General features: G+C 66.8%; 7 protein-coding genes. All 7 read left to right on the forward strand.

Annotated elements, in window-relative coordinates:
• Positions 1 to 117 precede the first annotated feature (117 nt).
• The 7 genes from AB870_RS11055 to treY are packed head-to-tail and all read left to right on the forward strand — an operon-like array spanning position 118 to position 18013.
• Positions 118 to 3459, forward strand: coding sequence for an alpha-1,4-glucan--maltose-1-phosphate maltosyltransferase (locus AB870_RS11055; protein WP_053059680.1), 3342 nt, complete (start codon positions 118 to 120; stop codon positions 3457 to 3459).
• The gene (treS, locus tag AB870_RS11060) at positions 3456 to 6848 is read left to right on the forward strand and encodes a maltose alpha-D-glucosyltransferase (protein ID WP_047908029.1); all 3393 of its coding nucleotides are present in this window, start codon (positions 3456 to 3458) and stop codon (positions 6846 to 6848) included. The genes AB870_RS11055 and treS overlap by 4 nt, the downstream gene beginning before the upstream one ends.
• Positions 6845 to 9205: a 1,4-alpha-glucan branching protein GlgB gene (gene glgB, locus AB870_RS11065; RefSeq protein WP_047908030.1), complete on the forward strand. Its 2361-nt coding sequence runs from the start codon at positions 6845 to 6847 to the stop codon at positions 9203 to 9205. The genes treS and glgB overlap by 4 nt, the downstream gene beginning before the upstream one ends.
• A gap of 3 nt (positions 9206 to 9208) precedes the next feature.
• On the forward strand, positions 9209 to 11332 hold the full coding sequence (glgX, locus tag AB870_RS11070) for a glycogen debranching protein GlgX (RefSeq protein WP_064674815.1): 2124 nt from the start codon (positions 9209 to 9211) through the stop codon (positions 11330 to 11332).
• A 47-nt stretch (positions 11333 to 11379) separates the two neighbouring features.
• Positions 11380 to 13164 carry a malto-oligosyltrehalose trehalohydrolase gene (treZ, locus tag AB870_RS11075; protein ID WP_047909106.1) on the forward strand — a complete coding sequence of 595 codons (1785 nt, stop codon included), beginning with the start codon at positions 11380 to 11382 and terminating at the stop codon, positions 13162 to 13164.
• Complete coding sequence (gene malQ, locus AB870_RS11080) at positions 13161 to 15386, forward strand: 4-alpha-glucanotransferase (protein ID WP_047908031.1); 2226 nt, start codon at positions 13161 to 13163, stop codon at positions 15384 to 15386. Before treZ ends, malQ begins: the two co-directional genes overlap by 4 nt.
• 20 nt (positions 15387 to 15406) lie before the next feature.
• Complete coding sequence (treY, locus tag AB870_RS11085) at positions 15407 to 18013, forward strand: malto-oligosyltrehalose synthase (RefSeq protein ID WP_167362696.1); 2607 nt, start codon at positions 15407 to 15409, stop codon at positions 18011 to 18013.
• Positions 18014 to 18042: the final 29 nt, after the last annotated feature.

Here is an 18042-nt window from a genome sequence, read left to right on the forward strand (position 1 = left end):
TCAAACTCGCTGTCACGTAAACGCGTCCACGACACCGGGCCGCTCAGGACTACGGACGCGCGCGCCGGTGCAGCGCCCGACCGGAACCCTCCACGCGACCCTCCACGCATATACGCGTTGACGGCCCGCACGCTGCCCGCTCCGGACGACTGGTCAAGGCTCGTCGAACGGGTTGCGGGGCTCGGCTTCTCGCGTCTGCTGATCGACGAGGCGTCGTGCGGAAACACACTCCACGATTATCTGCCGGCGCCGCGTCGCTTCGGGCTCGCGCTCGACGTTGCGGTCAATGGCGACCTCGCGCGCCGTGGCTCATTCGCCGGCCCGGCCGCGCCCGATGCCGATTCGACTGGTCCCGGCACCGGCGCGGCCCCCCACCGCAACGACGATCCTCCCGATCCGCGGCATCCGCCTCGGGGTAACGGACTCGGCAGTGGCCTCTACCGTGCGCCGGTGTCCACTCCCCCGGGCGGCCTGCCCACCGCAAACGAGATGTCCGACGCGTTCGCCGTCCGACTGCGTCGGCTGGCGGAGCAAGGGGCCGACGGATTCTGTCTGCATGGCTTGTCGTCGCGGCCTGCCGCCGCGTGGCGGCGGCTGATCCGCGACATGCGCCGTCATTTTCCCGCACTCCAATGGTTCGGCTGGACGCCCGGACTACCGCGCGAGCAGATGGTGGCGATCGCCGGCGCCGGTTTCGACGGCGTGTTTCTCTCGTCGTGCTGGTGGGACATGCGCGCGTCGTGGCTCTTCGACGAGCATGCCGATCTTGCGGGATGTACGTGGCGCGTCGCGCTGGCGGGAGATCCGTTCGAATCGCCCGGCGATCTCGTCGCGCGCAGTCACAACGTGCTCGAATGTGCGCGTGCGCTTCAACTGGCGTTCGAACTCGGCGACGGCATTCTGATGCCCGCAGGTATGGAATACGGTCATGCGCACGCGGGCAGCGAACTGCCGCTCATCGAGCCGTCGGCTGACGAGGCTCCCGCTGCGTCGGCCGTTTCCGATCACGAGATCGATTTCAGCCCGACCATTGCCGCCGGAAATCGACGATTGGCGGCGCAGGCGGCGAGTGCGGGTGCATCGCAAGACGCCACCAGCCCCCTTCCGGCCGCACGGGCCACGCTGCGATGCCTGTCCGGCGCCGACACCGCGATAACGCTCGTCACGCAGGAGATGCCGGGGGTGCCGACGCGTCGTATCGTCGCGATCAACCGTAGCCTGACGCAGGCGGCAACGCTGCCAATGGCTGCCTGCGCAAGCATCGATCAGGTGAGACTCACCCCGCTCGATGCCCATGGCAACCCTTCCGGCGCGCCCGAAACGCTGACCCAGCTTACGCTCGCGCCCGGCGAGGTCCGCTTCTGGCAAGCCGGGACCGAGCGCAGCGTGTCACGCCACGTTTGGCCCAGAGCGAAGCTCGGCACGGCGAACGAGCAGGACCGGCGTGCCGTGCGCGACGCCGCCGCCGAATCGCGCGTGGTCATCGAAGCCGTCGAGCCATCGCTCGAAGGCGGACGGTTCGCGGCGCGCGCCGTCGTGGGAGAAAGCGTCACGGTGTGCGCCGACGTCTTCACCGACGGCCACGCGCAGCCGAGCGCGGTGCTGCGCTGGCGGGCGCTCGACACCACGACGTGGCGCGAAATTCCCATGACGCCCCTCGGCAACGACCGATGGCACGCGGAATTTCGTCCGACACGGCTGGGCCGTCACGAGTATCAGATCGAGGCCTGGCAGGATCCCTATGTGAACTGGTGTCGCGAAGTGGCGAAGAAACTCGACGCGGGCCAGTCCGTCGCGCTCGATATCCAGGAGGGGATTGCGTGTCTGAGACAGATCGCCGAAGCCGCGCCGTCCGCGCGCGCCCGCAAGCCGCTCGACGCCATTGCGACGCAGGCGCAGCTTCAGGCACAGGCAGACGATCCCACGCTGGCCTACCCTGCCCTGAGCGCGCCGGCCACGCTCGACGCCGTCGCGGCGGCTCGCTATCGTCCCTTCGTAATCCGGTCGGGCGCACTGCCCATTGACGTGGAACCGCCGGAAGCCGCATTCGCGAGCTGGTATGAGTTGTTTCCACGCTCGCAAAGCGGGGACGCTTCAAGGCACGGCACGTTCGACGACGTGATACGGCGGCTGCCGGCCATCGCGGACATGGGATTCGACGTGCTCTACATGCCGCCGATTCACCCGATCGGGCAAACGCATCGCAAGGGCAAGAACAACCGGCTCGAAGCGCAACCGGGCGATCCGGGCAGTCCGTATGCGATTGGCGACGCTTCGGGCGGTCACGATGCCATTCACCCGGCGCTGGGCACGCTCGACGATTTCCGGCGGCTGCGCCTGGCGGCAAGCGCCCACGGCTTGCGCATCGCGCTCGATTTCGCGGTGCAGTGCTCGCCCGATCATCCGTGGCTGCGCGAGCATCCGGGCTGGTTCGACTGGCGTGCCGACGGTTCGCTGCGCTATGCGGAGAATCCGCCGAAGAAGTACGAGGACATCGTCAACGTCGACTTCTATGCGCGGGACGCCGTGCCGGGACTGTGGTTAGCCTTGCGCGACGTCGTCCTGTTCTGGGTTTCGGAGGGCATCGACCTTTTTCGCGTGGACAATCCGCACACCAAGCCGCTGCCATTTTGGGAATGGCTGATCGGCTCGGTCCGGGCGGCGCATCCCAGAACGGTCTTTCTTGCCGAAGCCTTCACGCGCCCGAAGCTGATGTACCGGCTTGCAAAGATCGGCTTCTCGCAGTCGTACACCTATTTCACGTGGCGCGAAACCAAGGCCGAACTCACCGAGTATCTGACGGAATTGCAGCAACCCGGCGTCGCCGCATGCTTCCGTCCGCATTTCTTCGTGAACACGCCGGACATCAATCCGTACCACCTGCAACACGGCGGCCGTCCCGTGCATCTTGCGCGCGCCGCGCTGGCGACCACGCTCTCGGGGCTGTGGGGGATGTACAGCGGGTTCGAGCTGTGCGAAGCCACGCCGTTGCCGGGCCGCGAGGAATACCTCGACGCCGAAAAGTACGAGATTCGCGCGTGGGACTGGGCACGCCCCGGCAATATCGTGCGGGAGATCACGGTGCTCAATCGCATCCGCAAGCGGCATCCGGCGTTGCAGACGCACCGCGGCGTGACCTTCCTCGGCGCCGACAATCCGCATGTCCTGTATTTCGAGAAAGCAACGCCAACGCGCTCGGATGTCGTGCTCGTCGCGGTCAATCTCGATGCGCGCCAGTCCCATGACGCCACCATCGAGTTGCCGCTTTGGCGCTGGCAATTGCCGGACGCCGCCGCCCTCGCGGTCGAAAACCTCCTCGACGGCGCGCACTTCGTGTGGCACGGCAAGCACCAGCGTGTGCATCTGCCCCCGCACGCCCCTTATGGCATCTGGTCGGTTCGCCCGCAACGCGAACACGACCCGCGAGAAGAACGCAACGAGCGCCGGGAGACCCTATGAAACGAGAACCCCAGCTCGGCAACATCGCCTTGCGCGACGATCCGCACTGGTACAAGGACGCGGTCATCTATCAATTGCACATCAAGTCGTTTTTCGACGCGAATGGCGACGGTATCGGCGACTTTGCCGGCCTGATCGAAAAGCTCGACTACATCGCGGAACTGGGCGTCGATACGCTGTGGGTGCTGCCCTTCTACCCATCGCCGCGCCGCGACGACGGCTACGACATCGCTGAATATCGGGGCGTGCATCCGGACTACGGCACGATAGCCGACGTGCGGCGCCTCATCGCCCAGGCCCACGCCCGCGGGATTCGCGTGATTACGGAACTGGTCATCAATCACACTTCGGATCAGCACCCGTGGTTCAAGCGGGCGTGCCTGGCACGCCCCGGCACCTCGCATCGCGACTATTACGTGTGGTCCGACACGGGGCGCGAATACGAAGGCACGCGCATCATCTTCGTCGACACCGAGGTCTCGAACTGGACGTGGGAACCGACTGCGGGCGCGTATTACTGGCACCGCTTCTACTCGCATCAGCCCGATCTGAACTTCGACAACCCGCAGGTGCTGCGCTCAGTCCTGGGCGTGATGCATTTCTGGCTGGGGATGGGGGTGGACGGACTGCGTCTGGACGCCGTGCCGTATCTCGTGGAGCGCGAAGGCACCAGCAACGAAAATCTGCCGGAAACGCACGCCATCCTGCGACGCATTCGCGCCGATCTCGATGCCAGGTATCGCAACCGTCTCCTGCTGGCCGAGGCCAATCAATGGCCGGAAGACGTGCAACAGTACTTCGGTGCGGGCGACGAATGCCACATGGCGTTCCATTTCCCGCTCATGCCGCGCATGTACATGGCCATCGCCCGGGAGGATCGCTTCCCGATCACTGACATCCTGAGCCAGACGCCGCAGATTCCCGACGCCTGTCAGTGGGCCATCTTCCTGCGCAATCACGACGAACTGACGCTCGAAATGGTAACCGACAGCGAGCGCGACTATCTGTGGGAGGTCTATGCCTCCGACCGGCGCGCGCGTCTGAACCTCGGCATTCGGCGACGGCTCGCCCCGTTGCTGGAGCGCGACCGGCGGCGCATCGAGTTAATGAACAGCCTGCTGCTCTCCATGCCGGGTACGCCCGTCATTTACTACGGCGACGAGATCGGCATGGGCGATAACATTCATCTGGGCGACCGCGACGGCGTGCGCACGCCGATGCAATGGTCGTACGATCGCAACGGCGGTTTCTCGCGGGCAGACCCTGAACTGTTGACGTTGCCCGCCATTCAGGGCGCGCTGTATGGCTATGAGTCGGTGAACGTGGAGAGTCAGGCGCGCGATCCGCATTCGCTGCTCAACTGGATGCGACGCCTGATCGCCACGCGCCGGTCGCGGCGAGCCTTCGGCCGGGGCTCGATCGAGTTTCTGCATCCGACCAACCGCAAGGTGCTTGCCTACCTGCGCGAATACACGGACGAAGCGCCGTTGCTGTGCGTGGCGAACCTGTCGCGCGCGTCGCAGGCGGTCGAACTGGATCTGTCGCGTTTCGCCGGACGCACGCCGGTAGAACTGCTCGGCGGCACGGCGTTCCCCGCCGTCGGGCAGTTGACATATCTGTTGACGCTGCCGCCCTACGGCTTCTACTGGTTCGAACTGACCGAAGCGACGCAGGCGCCGCGCTGGAACGAAGAGGCCTCCGAGCAGCTTCCCGAATTCACGACCTTCGTCTGGCGTGCCGGGGCGCCGCTGCTGGATGCATCGATTTGCGATGCCATCTCGAAGACCATACTGCCTCGCTATCTGCCACGACGCCGATGGTTCGCGGCCAAGAATGCCCGTCTGCAAACGGCCCGGCTCAATTGCGTGACCCAGCTCCTGCAGGGCACGCCGGAAGACGGCGGTGCCGACGCGCCTGTGTGGCTGTGCGAAGTCGAAGTGCAACTCGATGCCGACGGGCGGCGGCAGGTGCAGACGTACCTGCTGCCGTTGACCGTCGTCTGGGAGCAGGTCGGCATGCGGCCCCTGCCGATTCAGCTCGCGCTCGCGCGTGTGCGGCGCGGCCGCCGCGTCGGCTATCTGGTCGACGCCTTCGCCAGCGAAGCACTCGGCCCGGCGCTCGCGACGCTGATGCAATCGAATGCGCGCGTGCCTGCGCGCCGCCCAGGCGAGAGGGGGGAGATGGGCGACGCCCCGGACCTCGGCGTCTTCGAGTTCGAAAGCGCTCCCGTGCTGGCGGACGAGCCGATTCCTCCGGGGGAAGCCACGCAGTGGATGGCCGTCGAGCAGACCAACAGTTCGTTGGCGATGGGCAATTCGCTCGCGCTCAAGCTGGTGCGCCAGATCGTGCCCGGCGTGCATCCCGAGGCGGAGATGCTGCGACGCCTGAGCGAGTGCGGTTTTGCCAATTCGCCGCAATGGCTCGGCGAGGTGCGTCGTCGCGACGCCGATGGGAATCCGCACACCCTGGCGATCTTGCAGCGCTTCGTCGGCAATCAGGGCAACGGCTGGAATTGGGGCTACGACACCCTCTCGCGGCTGATCGAGGCGCTCTCGCACGACGACGTGAGCGCTGGCGAGACGCGCGACGAAGCGGCGCCGTACCTGCAATTGGCGCGTCAGATCGGCAAGCGTCTTGGCGAGATGCATCTCGTGCTTGCACAGGACACCGATGACGAGGCGTTTTCTCCTGTCGTCGCAAGCGATGCCATGCTGTCCCGATGGACGTCGCACGCGCAGGCGATGGTGTCGCAGGCGTTCGCCTGTCTCGAAACCCATAAGTCGACGATCCTCGACACGCCGGACGCCAACGCACAGGTCGCCGCCATCGACGCGCTTGCGCATCGGCGCGACGACGTCGTCGAGCGGCTTGCCGGTCTGATCCGGGAAGGTGCGGGCACCTTGTGTCAGCGCGTTCACGGGGACTTCCATCTGGGGCAGGTGCTGGTAACGCCGGGCGACGTGGTCATCATCGACTTCGAAGGCGAACCGGCACGGGACGTTGCGGTGCGCCGGGAGAAGACCAGTCCGTTGCGCGACGTGGCCGGACTGCTTCGCTCGCTCGACTATGTAGGACGTGCCGTCGCGAGTACGGAAGAACCGTTGCCCGCACCGATGCTCGCGCGCCGCGAGGCGCTTTTGCACCGGATCATGGACGAAGCGGGTGCCGCCTTTCTCGATGCCTATGCGCGCGCCGTCGCGTACGGTGCACCGCGACTGGCCGACACGTTCCGATGCCGTCCCCTGCTCGACGCGCAACTGCTGGAGAAGGCGGCCTACGAGATTGTGTACGAGTGTGCCAACCGGCCTGCGTGGGTCTGGGTGCCGCTTGCCGGGTTCGAGGTGCTGGTGCGCCGGCTGCTGGACACCGGGGAGGACAACGCGTCATGAGTCACGCCCAGCCCTCGCGCTCTGCGGTGCCCCATCACACCGAGGTGGACGGCGGCGACCGGCTGGCCTTGCCCGTCATGCAGCAACATGACGTGCAGGCGCTCATCGACGCGAGTCATCCCGATCCCTTCTCGGTGCTGGGGCCGCATCGCGAAGCGAGCGGCTGGAGCGTTCGGGCATTTGTGCCCGGCGCCGATAGTGTGGGGATCGAACGCCTGTCCTCGCCTGATGCGCAACCGATACCGATGCACCGGATTCACGCGGACGGACTGTTCGTCGCCGCCCTGCCCGCCGATGTCCCGGGCGTCGCGCACGCCCCGGCATATCGACTGCACATCGACTGGCCACAGGCACGGCAGATCACGGCCGACCCCTACGCGTTCGGCCTGCTGCTCGGCGAGTTCGATCTGCATCTGTTGCGCGAAGGCCATCACTGGCGCATTGGCGATTGTCTGGGCGCCCACGTCATGACGATCGACGACGTGCCGGGCGTGCGCTTCGCCGTTTGGGCACCGAACGCGAGCCGCGTGTCGGTGGTCGGCGATTTCAACGGTTGGGACGGACGCCGGCATCCGATGCGCCTGCGGCACGACGCGGGAGTCTGGGAACTTTTCATTCCGCATCTGGGTGCGAGCGAGCGATACAAGTTCGAGGTGCGCACCGCGGGCGGGACCGTGTTGCCGCTCAAGGCCGATCCTCTGGCGCGCATGACGGAAGCGCCTCCTGCGACAGCGTCCCGGGTCGCTTGCCCGTCGCCGTTCGTCTGGCACGACGACGCGTGGCTGGACGAGCGCGAGCATCGTGTCGCGACGAACGCGCCCGTCGCCATCTACGAAGTCCACGCCGGGTCGTGGCTTCCGCCGGGAGACGACGGGCAGGCGTCCGCCCCCGCGCACTGGGATGCCCTCGCCGAGCGGCTGATCCCGTACGTGCGCGACATGGGCTTCACACACATCGAATTCTTGCCGGTGACCGAACACCCCTTCGCCGGTTCGTGGGGCTATCAACCGTTGAGCCTCTATGCGCCCACCGCTCGCTTTGGCGATCCGGCAGGGCTGGCGCGACTGGTGGATGCGGCGCACTGCGCCGGACTGGGCGTGATTCTCGACTGGGTGCCCGCGCACTTTCCGTCCGACGTGCACGGCCTTGCGCAATTCGACGGCACGGCGCTGTACGAGCATGCCGATCCGCGCGAGGGATTTCATCAGGACTGGAAAACGAGCGTCTATAACCTCGGCCGCCGGGAAGTCGTCAATTTCCTCATCGGCAGCGCGCTCGACTGGCTGCGCCGGTTCCATGTCGACGGGTTGCGTGTGGACGCGGTGGCGTCGATGCTCTATCGCGATTACAGCCGCAAGCCGGGCGAGTGGGTGCCGAACCGGTATGGAGGACGCGAGAATCTGGAAGCGATTGCCTTCTTGCAGATGCTCAGTGAGCGCGTTGCACAGGACGCGCCCGGTGCCGCCTTGTTCGCGGAGGAATCCACGGCGTGGCCGGGGGTCAGTGCGCCGGTGGCCTCGGGCGGTCTGGGCTTCCATTACAAGTGGAACATGGGATGGATGAACGACACGCTGCGCTACATGGGCCGCGACCCCGTGTACCGCCGTCACCATCACGACGATCTGACCTTCGGTCTCGTCTATGCGTTTTCGGAGCACTTTGTCCTGCCCCTGTCGCATGACGAAGTGGTACACGGCAAAGGCTCGCTGATCGGGCGCATGCCGGGCGACGCGTGGCGCAAGCATGCCAATCTGCGCGCGTACTTCGGTTTCATGTGGACGCATCCGGGCAAGAAACTGCTCTTCATGGGCGCAGAGTTCGCCCAGCACGCCGAATGGAATCACGACGCACCGCTGGCGTGGTCGCAGCTGGACGACCCGGCCTGCCGTGGCGTGCAGCGCTGGGTCCGCGACCTGAACCGATGCTATCGCGCGCTGCCCGCGCTGTACCGGCTCGATGCGCAAGCCGCAGGCTTCTCATGGATCATCGGCAACGACCGCGACAACAGCGTGCTGGCGTATCTGCGCCGCGGCTCGCCCCCTCATGACGGCGTGCAGGCGAAGGACGTATGCCTGGTCGTCGTCAACTTCACGCCGCTGCCGCGCCACGACTACCGCGTGGGCGTACCGGTCGGCGGACGCTGGCGAGAAGCGCTGAATTCCGACTTGCCGTGCTATGGCGGCAGCGGCGTAACGAACGAGATCGATATGCCCGATCGCGCTCACGGCGAGCCGGGCGATGCTCAACGTCCCCAGAGTCCCCTTCAGACGCAGGGCGTGCCGTCGCACGGACACCCGGTATCGCTCGCGCTGACGTTGCCGCCGTTGGGCTGTCTTGTGCTGATACCGGAGGAATAGCCGATGCCGCATTCGCACGTCGACAAGCTGTCGCCCGGGCGCCCCTCCCCGCTCGGCGCGACGTGGGACGGTCTGGGGGTGAACTTCGCCGTGTTTTCGGCCAACGCCGAACGTATCGAACTCTGCCTGTTCGACGATCGCGGCCGCAAGGAACTCAAACGTCTCGCCCTGCCCGAATGTACCGACGAGATATGGCATGGCTACCTGCCGGGCGCCGGGCCGGGGCTGGTGTACGGCTACCGCGCGCATGGCCCCTATGCGCCAGAACAGGGGCATCGTTTCAATCCCGCCAAATTGCTGCTCGATCCCTACGCGCGCGCGTTGCTCGGCAAGGTTCGATGGTCGGATGCGCTGTTCGGCTATCGCGTGACGTCGCACAAGGCCGACCTCTCCATCGACCGGCGCGACAGTGCGCCCGCCATGCCCAAGGCGGTCGTCGTCGAAGCGCCGGACACGTTGCGCCACGACACGCGCCCGCATACGGCATGGGACGACACCGTCATCCTCGAAGCGCACGTGCGCGGCATGACGATGCAGATGGACGGGCTGCGTCAACCGGTGCGGGGCACCTTCGAGGCGCTCGCCTCGCCGAGAGTCGTCGACCATCTGCACCGGCTCGGCATTACCGCCGTCGAACTGCTGCCGGTCCACGCGTTTTTGCACGACCGCATTCTGGTGGACCGGGGATTACGCAATTTCTGGGGCTACAACACGTTGGCGTTCTTCGCGCCCGAGGCATCGTATCTCGGCAGCGGCGGTGTGGACGCCATGCGTCGCGCCGTGCGCGCGCTGCACGCGGCGGGTATCGAAGTGATTCTCGACGTCGTGTACAACCACACGTGCGAAGGCAACGAACTCGGTCCGACCCTCTCGTGGCGCGGGTTCGACAACGCCAGCTACTACCGGCTGGTGCCGGGCGACGAGCGGTACTTCATCAACGATACCGGGTGCGGGAACACCGTCAATCTGTCCCATCCGCGCGTATTGCAGATGGTGATGGACTCGTTGCGGTACTGGGTGGAGACGATGCAGATCGATGGCTTTCGCTTCGATCTGGGCGTCACGCTGGGGCGCGAGGGATATGGCTTCGATCCGGGCGCAGGATTCTTCGACGCCATCGGGCAGGATCCCGTGCTGGCCCGCACCAAGCTCATCTCCGAACCGTGGGACATCGGGCCGGATGGTTATCAGTTGGGACAGCATCCACCGGGCTTCGCGGAATGGAACGGCAAGTTTCGCGACACCGTGCGCCGCTTCTGGCGCGGCGACGACGGCATTCGGCCGGACATCGCGGAGCGCCTGCTCGGCTCGGCGGGCCTGTTCGCGCGCCGCTGGCGCAAGCCATGGGCGTCGCTGAACTTCGTGACGGCCCACGACGGGTTCACGCTGGCCGATCTGACCGCCTACGCCGAGCGTCACAACGAAGCGAACGGCGAGGACAACCGGGATGGCGCAGGCGAGAACTTCAGCGCCAACTGGGGCGTGGAGGGACCGGCCGACGACGCGGGGATCATCGCGCTGCGCGAGCGCGTTCGGCGTTCGCTGCTGATGACGCTGCTGTTCGCCAGCGGTACACCCATGATGCTCGCCGGCGACGAGTTCGGGCGGAGCCAGCGGGGCAACAACAACGCCTACTGTCAGGACAACGACATCTCGTGGCTCAGTTGGCGGCAGGCAGCTTCCCCCGAGGGGGTCGCCATGACCGGTTTCGCCGCGCGCGCCATCGCCTTGCGCCGCGACGTGCCGCTGCTGCGCATCGTTCGCTTTTCGTCCGAAGACGAATGGGTCACGGACGAGCTGGCGGCCATTTCCTGGTATGACGAACGCGGCCTGCAACTCGCCGACGAGGACTGGCACAACGTGAAAGGCCGCGCGCTCGTGCTTCGTCGCGCGGCGCGGCGCGCGGATGGCGGTATCGATATCGCACTGCTGATGATGAATGCCGCCGACGTGCCGCTGTTGTTCCACTGGCCCACGCCCGGCGGCGACTGGCAATTGCATCTGGATTCCGCCGATGCGTCGCGAGAACCGGCGCCGCTTGGCGGCGACGGCGTCGAAATCGAAGCGCACGCCGCCATGGTGGTGACCGGCCGGTGGCGCGACAGCGCGCCGGCCTCGGCCGCCTGATTCCGCTCCCCGTCTACCTGTCCCTGCTACCTGTCCCTGCGTCCATCATGACCACAACTTACGCATTTCCGCTCCCCTTCGGCGCCGCATTGCAGGCAGACGGCACGACGCGGTTTCGCATCTGGGCGCCGGACGTGGCCGCGCTGCAACTCGTCATCGAGCAAGAGGCGCCCGTACCGATGCTTCCGTCCAGCGAGGGGCACTTCGAGTTGACGGTGCCGTGCATCGCCGGTACCCGGTACGCCTTCGTCCTGCCCGACGGCCGGAGAGTGCCCGACCCGGCTTCGCGAGCGCAGGCCGGGGGGCCGCACGACATGAGCGTCGTGATCGACCCGCGCACGTACGCATGGCAAACGCCCGGATGGCGCGCAAGGCCGTGGCACGAAACAGTGATCTACGAACTTCACGCGGGCGCGCTGGGCGGCTATAACGGTGTTCGGGCGCGTCTGCCATACCTTGCACAGTTGGGCGTGAGCGCCATTGAGTTGATGCCGATCGGCACGTTCGAGGGCCGCCGCAACTGGGGTTACGACGGCGTCTTGCCCTTTGCGCCCGAGAGCGCCTACGGCACGGTAGAAGAACTCAAGGCCCTCATCGACGCCGCGCATGCCGAGGACATGATGGTGTTCCTGGACGTGGTCTACAACCACTTCGGTCCGAGCGGCAACTACCTCGCCTCGTACGCGTCGCGCTTCTTCGACGGCACGGCGCAAACGCCCTGGGGCGCTTCGCTCGACTTCGACGAACCCTGCGTGCGCCAGTACTTCATTCAGAACGCCTTGTACTGGCTGTTCGAATTCCGGGTGGACGCGTTGCGCCTGGACGCCGTTCACGCCATCGGCAACGACGCGTTCGTGCAGGAGCTGGCCACTTGCGTTCGCGACGAGATCGCGGCGCGCGATCCGGGGCGGCACGCTCATCTGATTTTCGAGAACGAACATAACGCCGCCGCATTGCTGGCGAACACCGGCGCCGCGCAATGGAACGACGATTTCCACAATTCGCTGCATGTGCTGCTCACGGGCGAGCGCCAGGGGTACTACGCGGACTTTGCCGAAAAGCCCGTCGCGCATCTTGCCCGCGCGCTGGCCGAGGGCTTCGCTTACCAGGGCGAGCGCGTGGGCCGCCTGGACAGGCCGCGAGGTGAGCCGAGCAGCTTTCTGTCTCCAACGTCGTTCGTCTCCTTCCTGCAAAACCACGATCAGGTGGGAAACCGTCCCTTCGGCGACCGGCTCGCAACGCAGGCGCATCCGGCTGCGCTGCGTGCCGCCGTCGCGCTGCTGCTGCTGTGTCCGCAGATTCCGATGTTGTTCATGGGCGAGGAATGGGCAAGCGACGCGCCGTTCCTGTTCTTCACCGACTACCGGGGCGCTCTGGCCGACGCCGTACGTGAGGGCCGGCGCGAGGAGTTCGCACGCCTTGGCGGCGACATGCGCGCAAGCGTTCCCGACCCGAACGATCCCGAGACGTTCGCTGCCTCATGCCTCGCGCCCGGCGAACAGAACACGCTTGCCGCCGACGACTGGCTGTCGTGGTATCGCGGCCTCATTGAACTGCGGCGCACATGGATCGTGCCTCGGCTGCCGGGGGCCACCTCCGCAGGCGTCGAGGTACTGAGTCCGACCGCGCTCAGTGCACGCTGGCGTCTGAACGATGGCGCGGTGCTGGCCATCGTCGTGAATCTTGGCGAGCTGGGTGTGGCGACGGACACCGAAACGCTGCATCCGGCGGGCGTCACGCTTTGCCAGACCCCGCCACAAGCCGCCGACGCGCTCGCCGAAGGCTCGCTACGCGCTCACGCCTGCGTGGCCTGGCTGGAGGAACCGTTATGATCAGAACCGCCGCTTCGCTACTCTCCCCGCCTTCGCAAGACGCGCTGCATACGCTCGCGCAACGAGCGGGCTTGCTGGTTCACTGGGACGACGCCGCCGGTCAGTCGCACACCGTCTCGCTCGACGTGTTGCGTGCCTTGCTCGACGCCATGGGGCTGCGCTGCGGCAACGCTGCGCAGTGCCGCGACAGTCTGGCCTATCTCGAATCGCCGGCGTCGCTCTCCGACGAAGCGCAGATCGTCACGCGCGTCGGGGTGCCGGCGACGCTGCCTGCGCTGTCGCTGACGGCCGGGCGCAAGCGGTTGGCGTACCGGATTCATCTCGAAGATGGCGAGACCGTCGACGGGACGACCGAAATCGATCCGGACTCCGGGGCGTCGCTGATCCCATCGATGGACGTGCCCGGGTATCACCATCTCGAAATCGGCAACGTGCGGCTCTCGCTGATCGTCGCGCCGCCGCATGCTCACCGGTTGCCCGCCACCGCGCGCCATTGGGGCATGAGTGTGCCGCTGTACGGACTGCGCAGCGAAGGCGACGGCGGCCTCGGCCACTATGGCGCGCTGGCCGACGCCGCGGCAGCGGTTGCCGCACACGGCGCACACGCGCTGGCGATCAGCCCTGCGCACGCGATGTTCGGGGCGCGTCCCGCGCAATACAGCCCGTACTCGCCGTCGAACCGTCAGTGGTACAACGTGGCGCATATCGATCCGGCCGCGCTGTGTGGCATGCCCGAAGCCATGGAAGCCGCGCGACGGCTCAGGCTGATCTCCGGATACGCGCAGCGCGAGCGCCAGCGTCTGGTCAACTGGCCTGCGGCCTCCGTCGCGCGCTTGCAGGTGCTGCGCCATCTGTACGATCAGCGCGAGCATTGGCTCTCTGCCGATCAGGCGGGCTCGCTCAAGCGCTTTCGCCGCGATGGGCGTGACTCGCTGGAGGCGCACGCGCGCTTCGAAATGCTCCACGAGCGCCTGCACTCGACGCATGGCGACGACTGGCGGCGCTGGCCGCCGGGGTTGCGCTCGCCGTGGGCGCCTCAGGCAGAACGCCTGGCATTCGAACACGCGGACGCGGTGACATTTCACGTCTTTCTGCAATGGCTGGCTTTCCAGGGGCTGCATGACGCGCATCGACAGGCGCAAGCGGCGGGCATGGAAATCGGGCTCATTGCCGACATGGCCGTGGGTGTCGATTCGACCGGAAGCGAGGCATGGTCGGACGCCGGGCATCTGCTCGAAGGCATATCGCTCGGCGCGCCGCCGGATGCGTTCAACCCGGCCGGGCAGGTATGGGGACTGACGACGTTTTCGCCGTGGGCCTTTCAACAGCGCGGCTATCGCCCGTTCATCGCCGCGCTTCGCGCCGCGCTCGCATTCTCGGGCGGCGTGCGCATCGATCATGTGCTGGGACTCTCGCGTCTGTGGGTGTGCCCGGCGGGCGCGCCGGCGAGCGCCGGCGCCTATCTTCGCTATCCCCTCGACGAGTTACTCGCGATCGTGGCGCTTGAGTCGTCTCGCCATCGGGCGATCGTGATCGGTGAGGACCTCGGAACGGTGCCGGCGGATTTCCGCGCTCGCGTTGCCACGCAAGGGGTGCTCGGCACGGACGTCCTCTGGTTCGCCCGCGACGACGTGCCGCCCGGGCCGAAAAAAACGCCGCGCGCGTTTCTGGATCCGTCGCAATGGCGTGTAGACGCCGTGGCCACGACCAGCACGCACGATCTGCCGACGGCCGTCGGCTGGTGGACCGGTCGCGACATCGCCTGGCGGGTACGCCTCGCGCCCTCGTCCATCGACGCGCGCATCGCGCGCCGTGTCCGTCGCGAGGACCGCACAGCGTTATGGCAGGCGATGAGCGCGGCGGGAGTCGTCAACGAGAGCGGCCACGCGGCCGCGCCGCAGCCGCCCGGTCCGGCGTCGGACGCGCGCATGGCCGAACGGCTGCCGTCACCGGCGGGACGCGCCCCGTCCACCGCGCCGCTGGACGCCATCGTCGATTTCGTCGCACTCGCGCCCTCTGCGCTGGTCCTGCTGCCCATCGCAGACGCCATCGGTGCGCAGGAGGCCGACAATCTCCCGGGCACGACGACCGAACACCCCAACTGGCGCCGCCGCCTGCGTGCGCCGGCCGACGCCCTGCTGCGCGAGCCGGACGTTGCGTCCCGGCTGACGCGCTTCGCGCGAACGCGATCCGCAAGCGCGCGCCGGTCCGTCCGGTCGTGAGTGCGCGAATGGGGGCCGACATGACACCGCTGTCCACGCTGCGCATTCAGTTCAACGCCGGCTACACATTCGTCCAAGCCGAGCGCGACGTCCCGGCCTTTGCCGCACTGGGTGTCACGCATCTTTATGCGTCGCCCATCTGGACGTCCACGCCCGGCTCGACGCACGGCTACGACGTCGTCGATCCGGGCACGATCAGTGAAGGGCTCGGTGGCGAGTCCGGGCTGCGGCGTCTTCATGACCGGCTCGCAGCGCATGGCATCGGGCTCGTGGTGGACATTGTCCCGAATCATATGGGCAACGGCTCGCGCAATCGCTGGTGGCGGGATGTTCTGCGACGCGGTGCTCACAGCGTGTACGCCCGGTATTTCGACATCGACTGGGAGGGCAACGCTGACGTGCCGGCGGGCAAAGTTCTTCTGCCCGTTCTCCCCGAGCCTTTGGCCGACGGCCTCGCACGGCGCAAGCTCTCGGTGATTCACGGCGGGCGCGGCGAGGCGTCGCTGGCTTATGACGGAACGCGCTGGCCGCTCGCGCCCGAGACGTCTGCCCAAGCCGATGCGGCACGCACGCCACAGGATTGGCAAGCGGTGCTCTCGAACCAACATTTTCATCTGACGTATTGGCCGCTCGCGCGCGACGCGCTGAACTGGCGACGGTTCTTCGACATCACGTCGCTCGTCGCCGTGCGCGTCGAACAACCGGAAGTCTTCGAGGCCGTTCACGCCCTGTTGTTGCGTCTGTTCGCCGACGCCGTGATCGACGGCGTGCGTATCGACCACGTCGATGGGCTGAGCGACCCGGGCGCCTACTGCCGAAAACTGCGGGCTGCGCTGCGCGAGCAGGGACACGGCCGCGAGCCCTGGATTGTCGTCGAGAAGATTCTGATGGACGGCGAGCGGCTCGACGCGCGCTGGGAGACGGACGGCACGACCGGTTACGACTTCATGAACGATGTCGGTGCCCTGCTTCACGACGAACACGGTGCGACGGCGTTGGACGGCTTTTGGCAAGCGTGCACGCACGACCGGCGCGACTTCGACGCGCATGTGCGTGAGGCACGCCGCCAACTGCTCGACGAGCGCTTTGGCAGCGAGACGGCGCGGGCCGTCAAGGCGCTGAGCGCATTGATCGACGCCGAACCGGATACCCGCGCGCGCGACTATGGCGTGACCTGCTTGCGGCGATGCATGTGTGCGCTGGCGGCGTCGTTCCCGGTCTACCGGGCTTATCCGGACGCCTCGGAGGAGGCTCACCCTGTGCTGGCGGCGGCGACGGCCGGTGCGAAGCGTCTGCTGCACCCGATCGATCACGCCGCGCTGTCGCAGTTGGTCGAGTGGCTGACGCCCTCCGAGGGGCAGACGTCCCTGCGGCGCGAAGTGCAGATCCGCTTCGCACAGGTCACCGCGCCGCTGGCGGCCAAGGCGGTCGAGGATACTGCGGGTTATCGCTGGGGACGCCTGCTCTCGCGTAATGACGTGGGCTGCGAAGCGGCGACGCTCGCCCGGCCGCTCGACGCCTTCCACCAAGCCAACGCCTATCGTGCCCGCCATTGGCCGCGCGCCATGTTGACGACCGCCACGCACGATCACAAGCGTGGCGAAGACATTCGTGCGCGATTGGCGGTGCTCTCGGAAATTCCGTCGCAATGGGCCGAAGCGGTTCAGGGGTGGCGCGCGGAAAACGACCGGTTCCGGCACGCCTCGTCGGACTCGCCGTGCGCGGCCCATGAATTGATGCTGTACCAGACGCTGCTCGGTGCGTGGCCATGCGCTTGGCACACGGCATCGCCAAGCGCGGCGTCCGTGCGCTCATTCGCCGAGCGAATCGCCCAATGGCAACGCAAGGCGAACCGGGAAGCCGGGGTTCGCACGTCGTGGCTCGCGCCGGATGCCGCTTACGAAGCGGCCTGCGATGCCTTTCTCAACGAGATCATGGGCGCGAGCGCATTCGTCCGGTCGATGCAGGCGTTCTCCAACGCCATCGGGCCTGCCGGTGCATTGAATGGTTTGACGCAGATGTTTCTCCGGCTGACATGTCCCGGCGTACCCGATACCTATCAGGCGAGCCTCGGCTGGGACCAGACACTGGTCGATCCCGACAATCGCCGCCCGGTACGTTTCGATGCCGCGATGTGGAACCCCCCTGCATCGAACGGCGTCGTGGGCCCGCAAGCGTGGCGCTCGCTGATGAATCGATGGCGCGACGGCGAAGTGAAGCTGACGCTGCTGTGTCGCCTGCTGCATTTGCGCAAACAGTTTGCCGCTGCGTTCGCGCAAGGCGACTACGTTCCCCTGAGTTCGGGCGGGCCGTGCCAGGCGCAGGTCGTGGCTTTCGCACGTGTGCCGCACGCCGGTTCGGGGTCGAGCGTCGTGTGCGTCGCCACGCGGCACGCTGCGCGTCATCTGGGCGCGGCGAGCGAAGCGATGACACGACCGGACGGCGTGAACCCATGCCTGCGGGCGCAGGACTGGCAAGACACGGTAGTCCACGTCGGTACGGTCTCACAAGGCGCGCGCTGGCGCAATCTGCTGACGGGCACGCCGGTCCGCGCGGCCGCGCACGGCAATTTACCGGTTGCCGAGATGCTCGACGTCTTGCCTGTGGCGCTGCTTGCCCCACAATGATTCCTTCGTTGCGCCTTGACCTGTCCGGA

Origin of the sequence: Pandoraea faecigallinarum (genome assembly GCF_001029105.3) — a bacterium.
In the GTDB taxonomy this organism is placed as follows: Bacteria; Pseudomonadota; Gammaproteobacteria; order Burkholderiales; family Burkholderiaceae; genus Pandoraea; species Pandoraea faecigallinarum.

Excerpts from the sequence above, each read along its gene's own strand:
- treS (WP_047908029.1), top strand. The coding sequence starts at position 3,456 with ATGAAACGAGAACCCCAGCTCGGCAACATCGCCTTGCGCGACGATCCG.
- glgB (WP_047908030.1), top strand. The coding sequence starts at position 6,845 with ATGAGTCACGCCCAGCCCTCGCGCTCTGCGGTGCCCCATCACACCGAG.
- glgX (WP_064674815.1), top strand. The coding sequence starts at position 9,209 with ATGCCGCATTCGCACGTCGACAAGCTGTCGCCCGGGCGCCCCTCCCCG.
- treZ (WP_047909106.1), top strand. The coding sequence starts at position 11,380 with ATGACCACAACTTACGCATTTCCGCTCCCCTTCGGCGCCGCATTGCAG.
- malQ (WP_047908031.1), top strand. The coding sequence starts at position 13,161 with ATGATCAGAACCGCCGCTTCGCTACTCTCCCCGCCTTCGCAAGACGCG.
- treY (WP_167362696.1), top strand. The coding sequence starts at position 15,407 with ATGACACCGCTGTCCACGCTGCGCATTCAGTTCAACGCCGGCTACACA.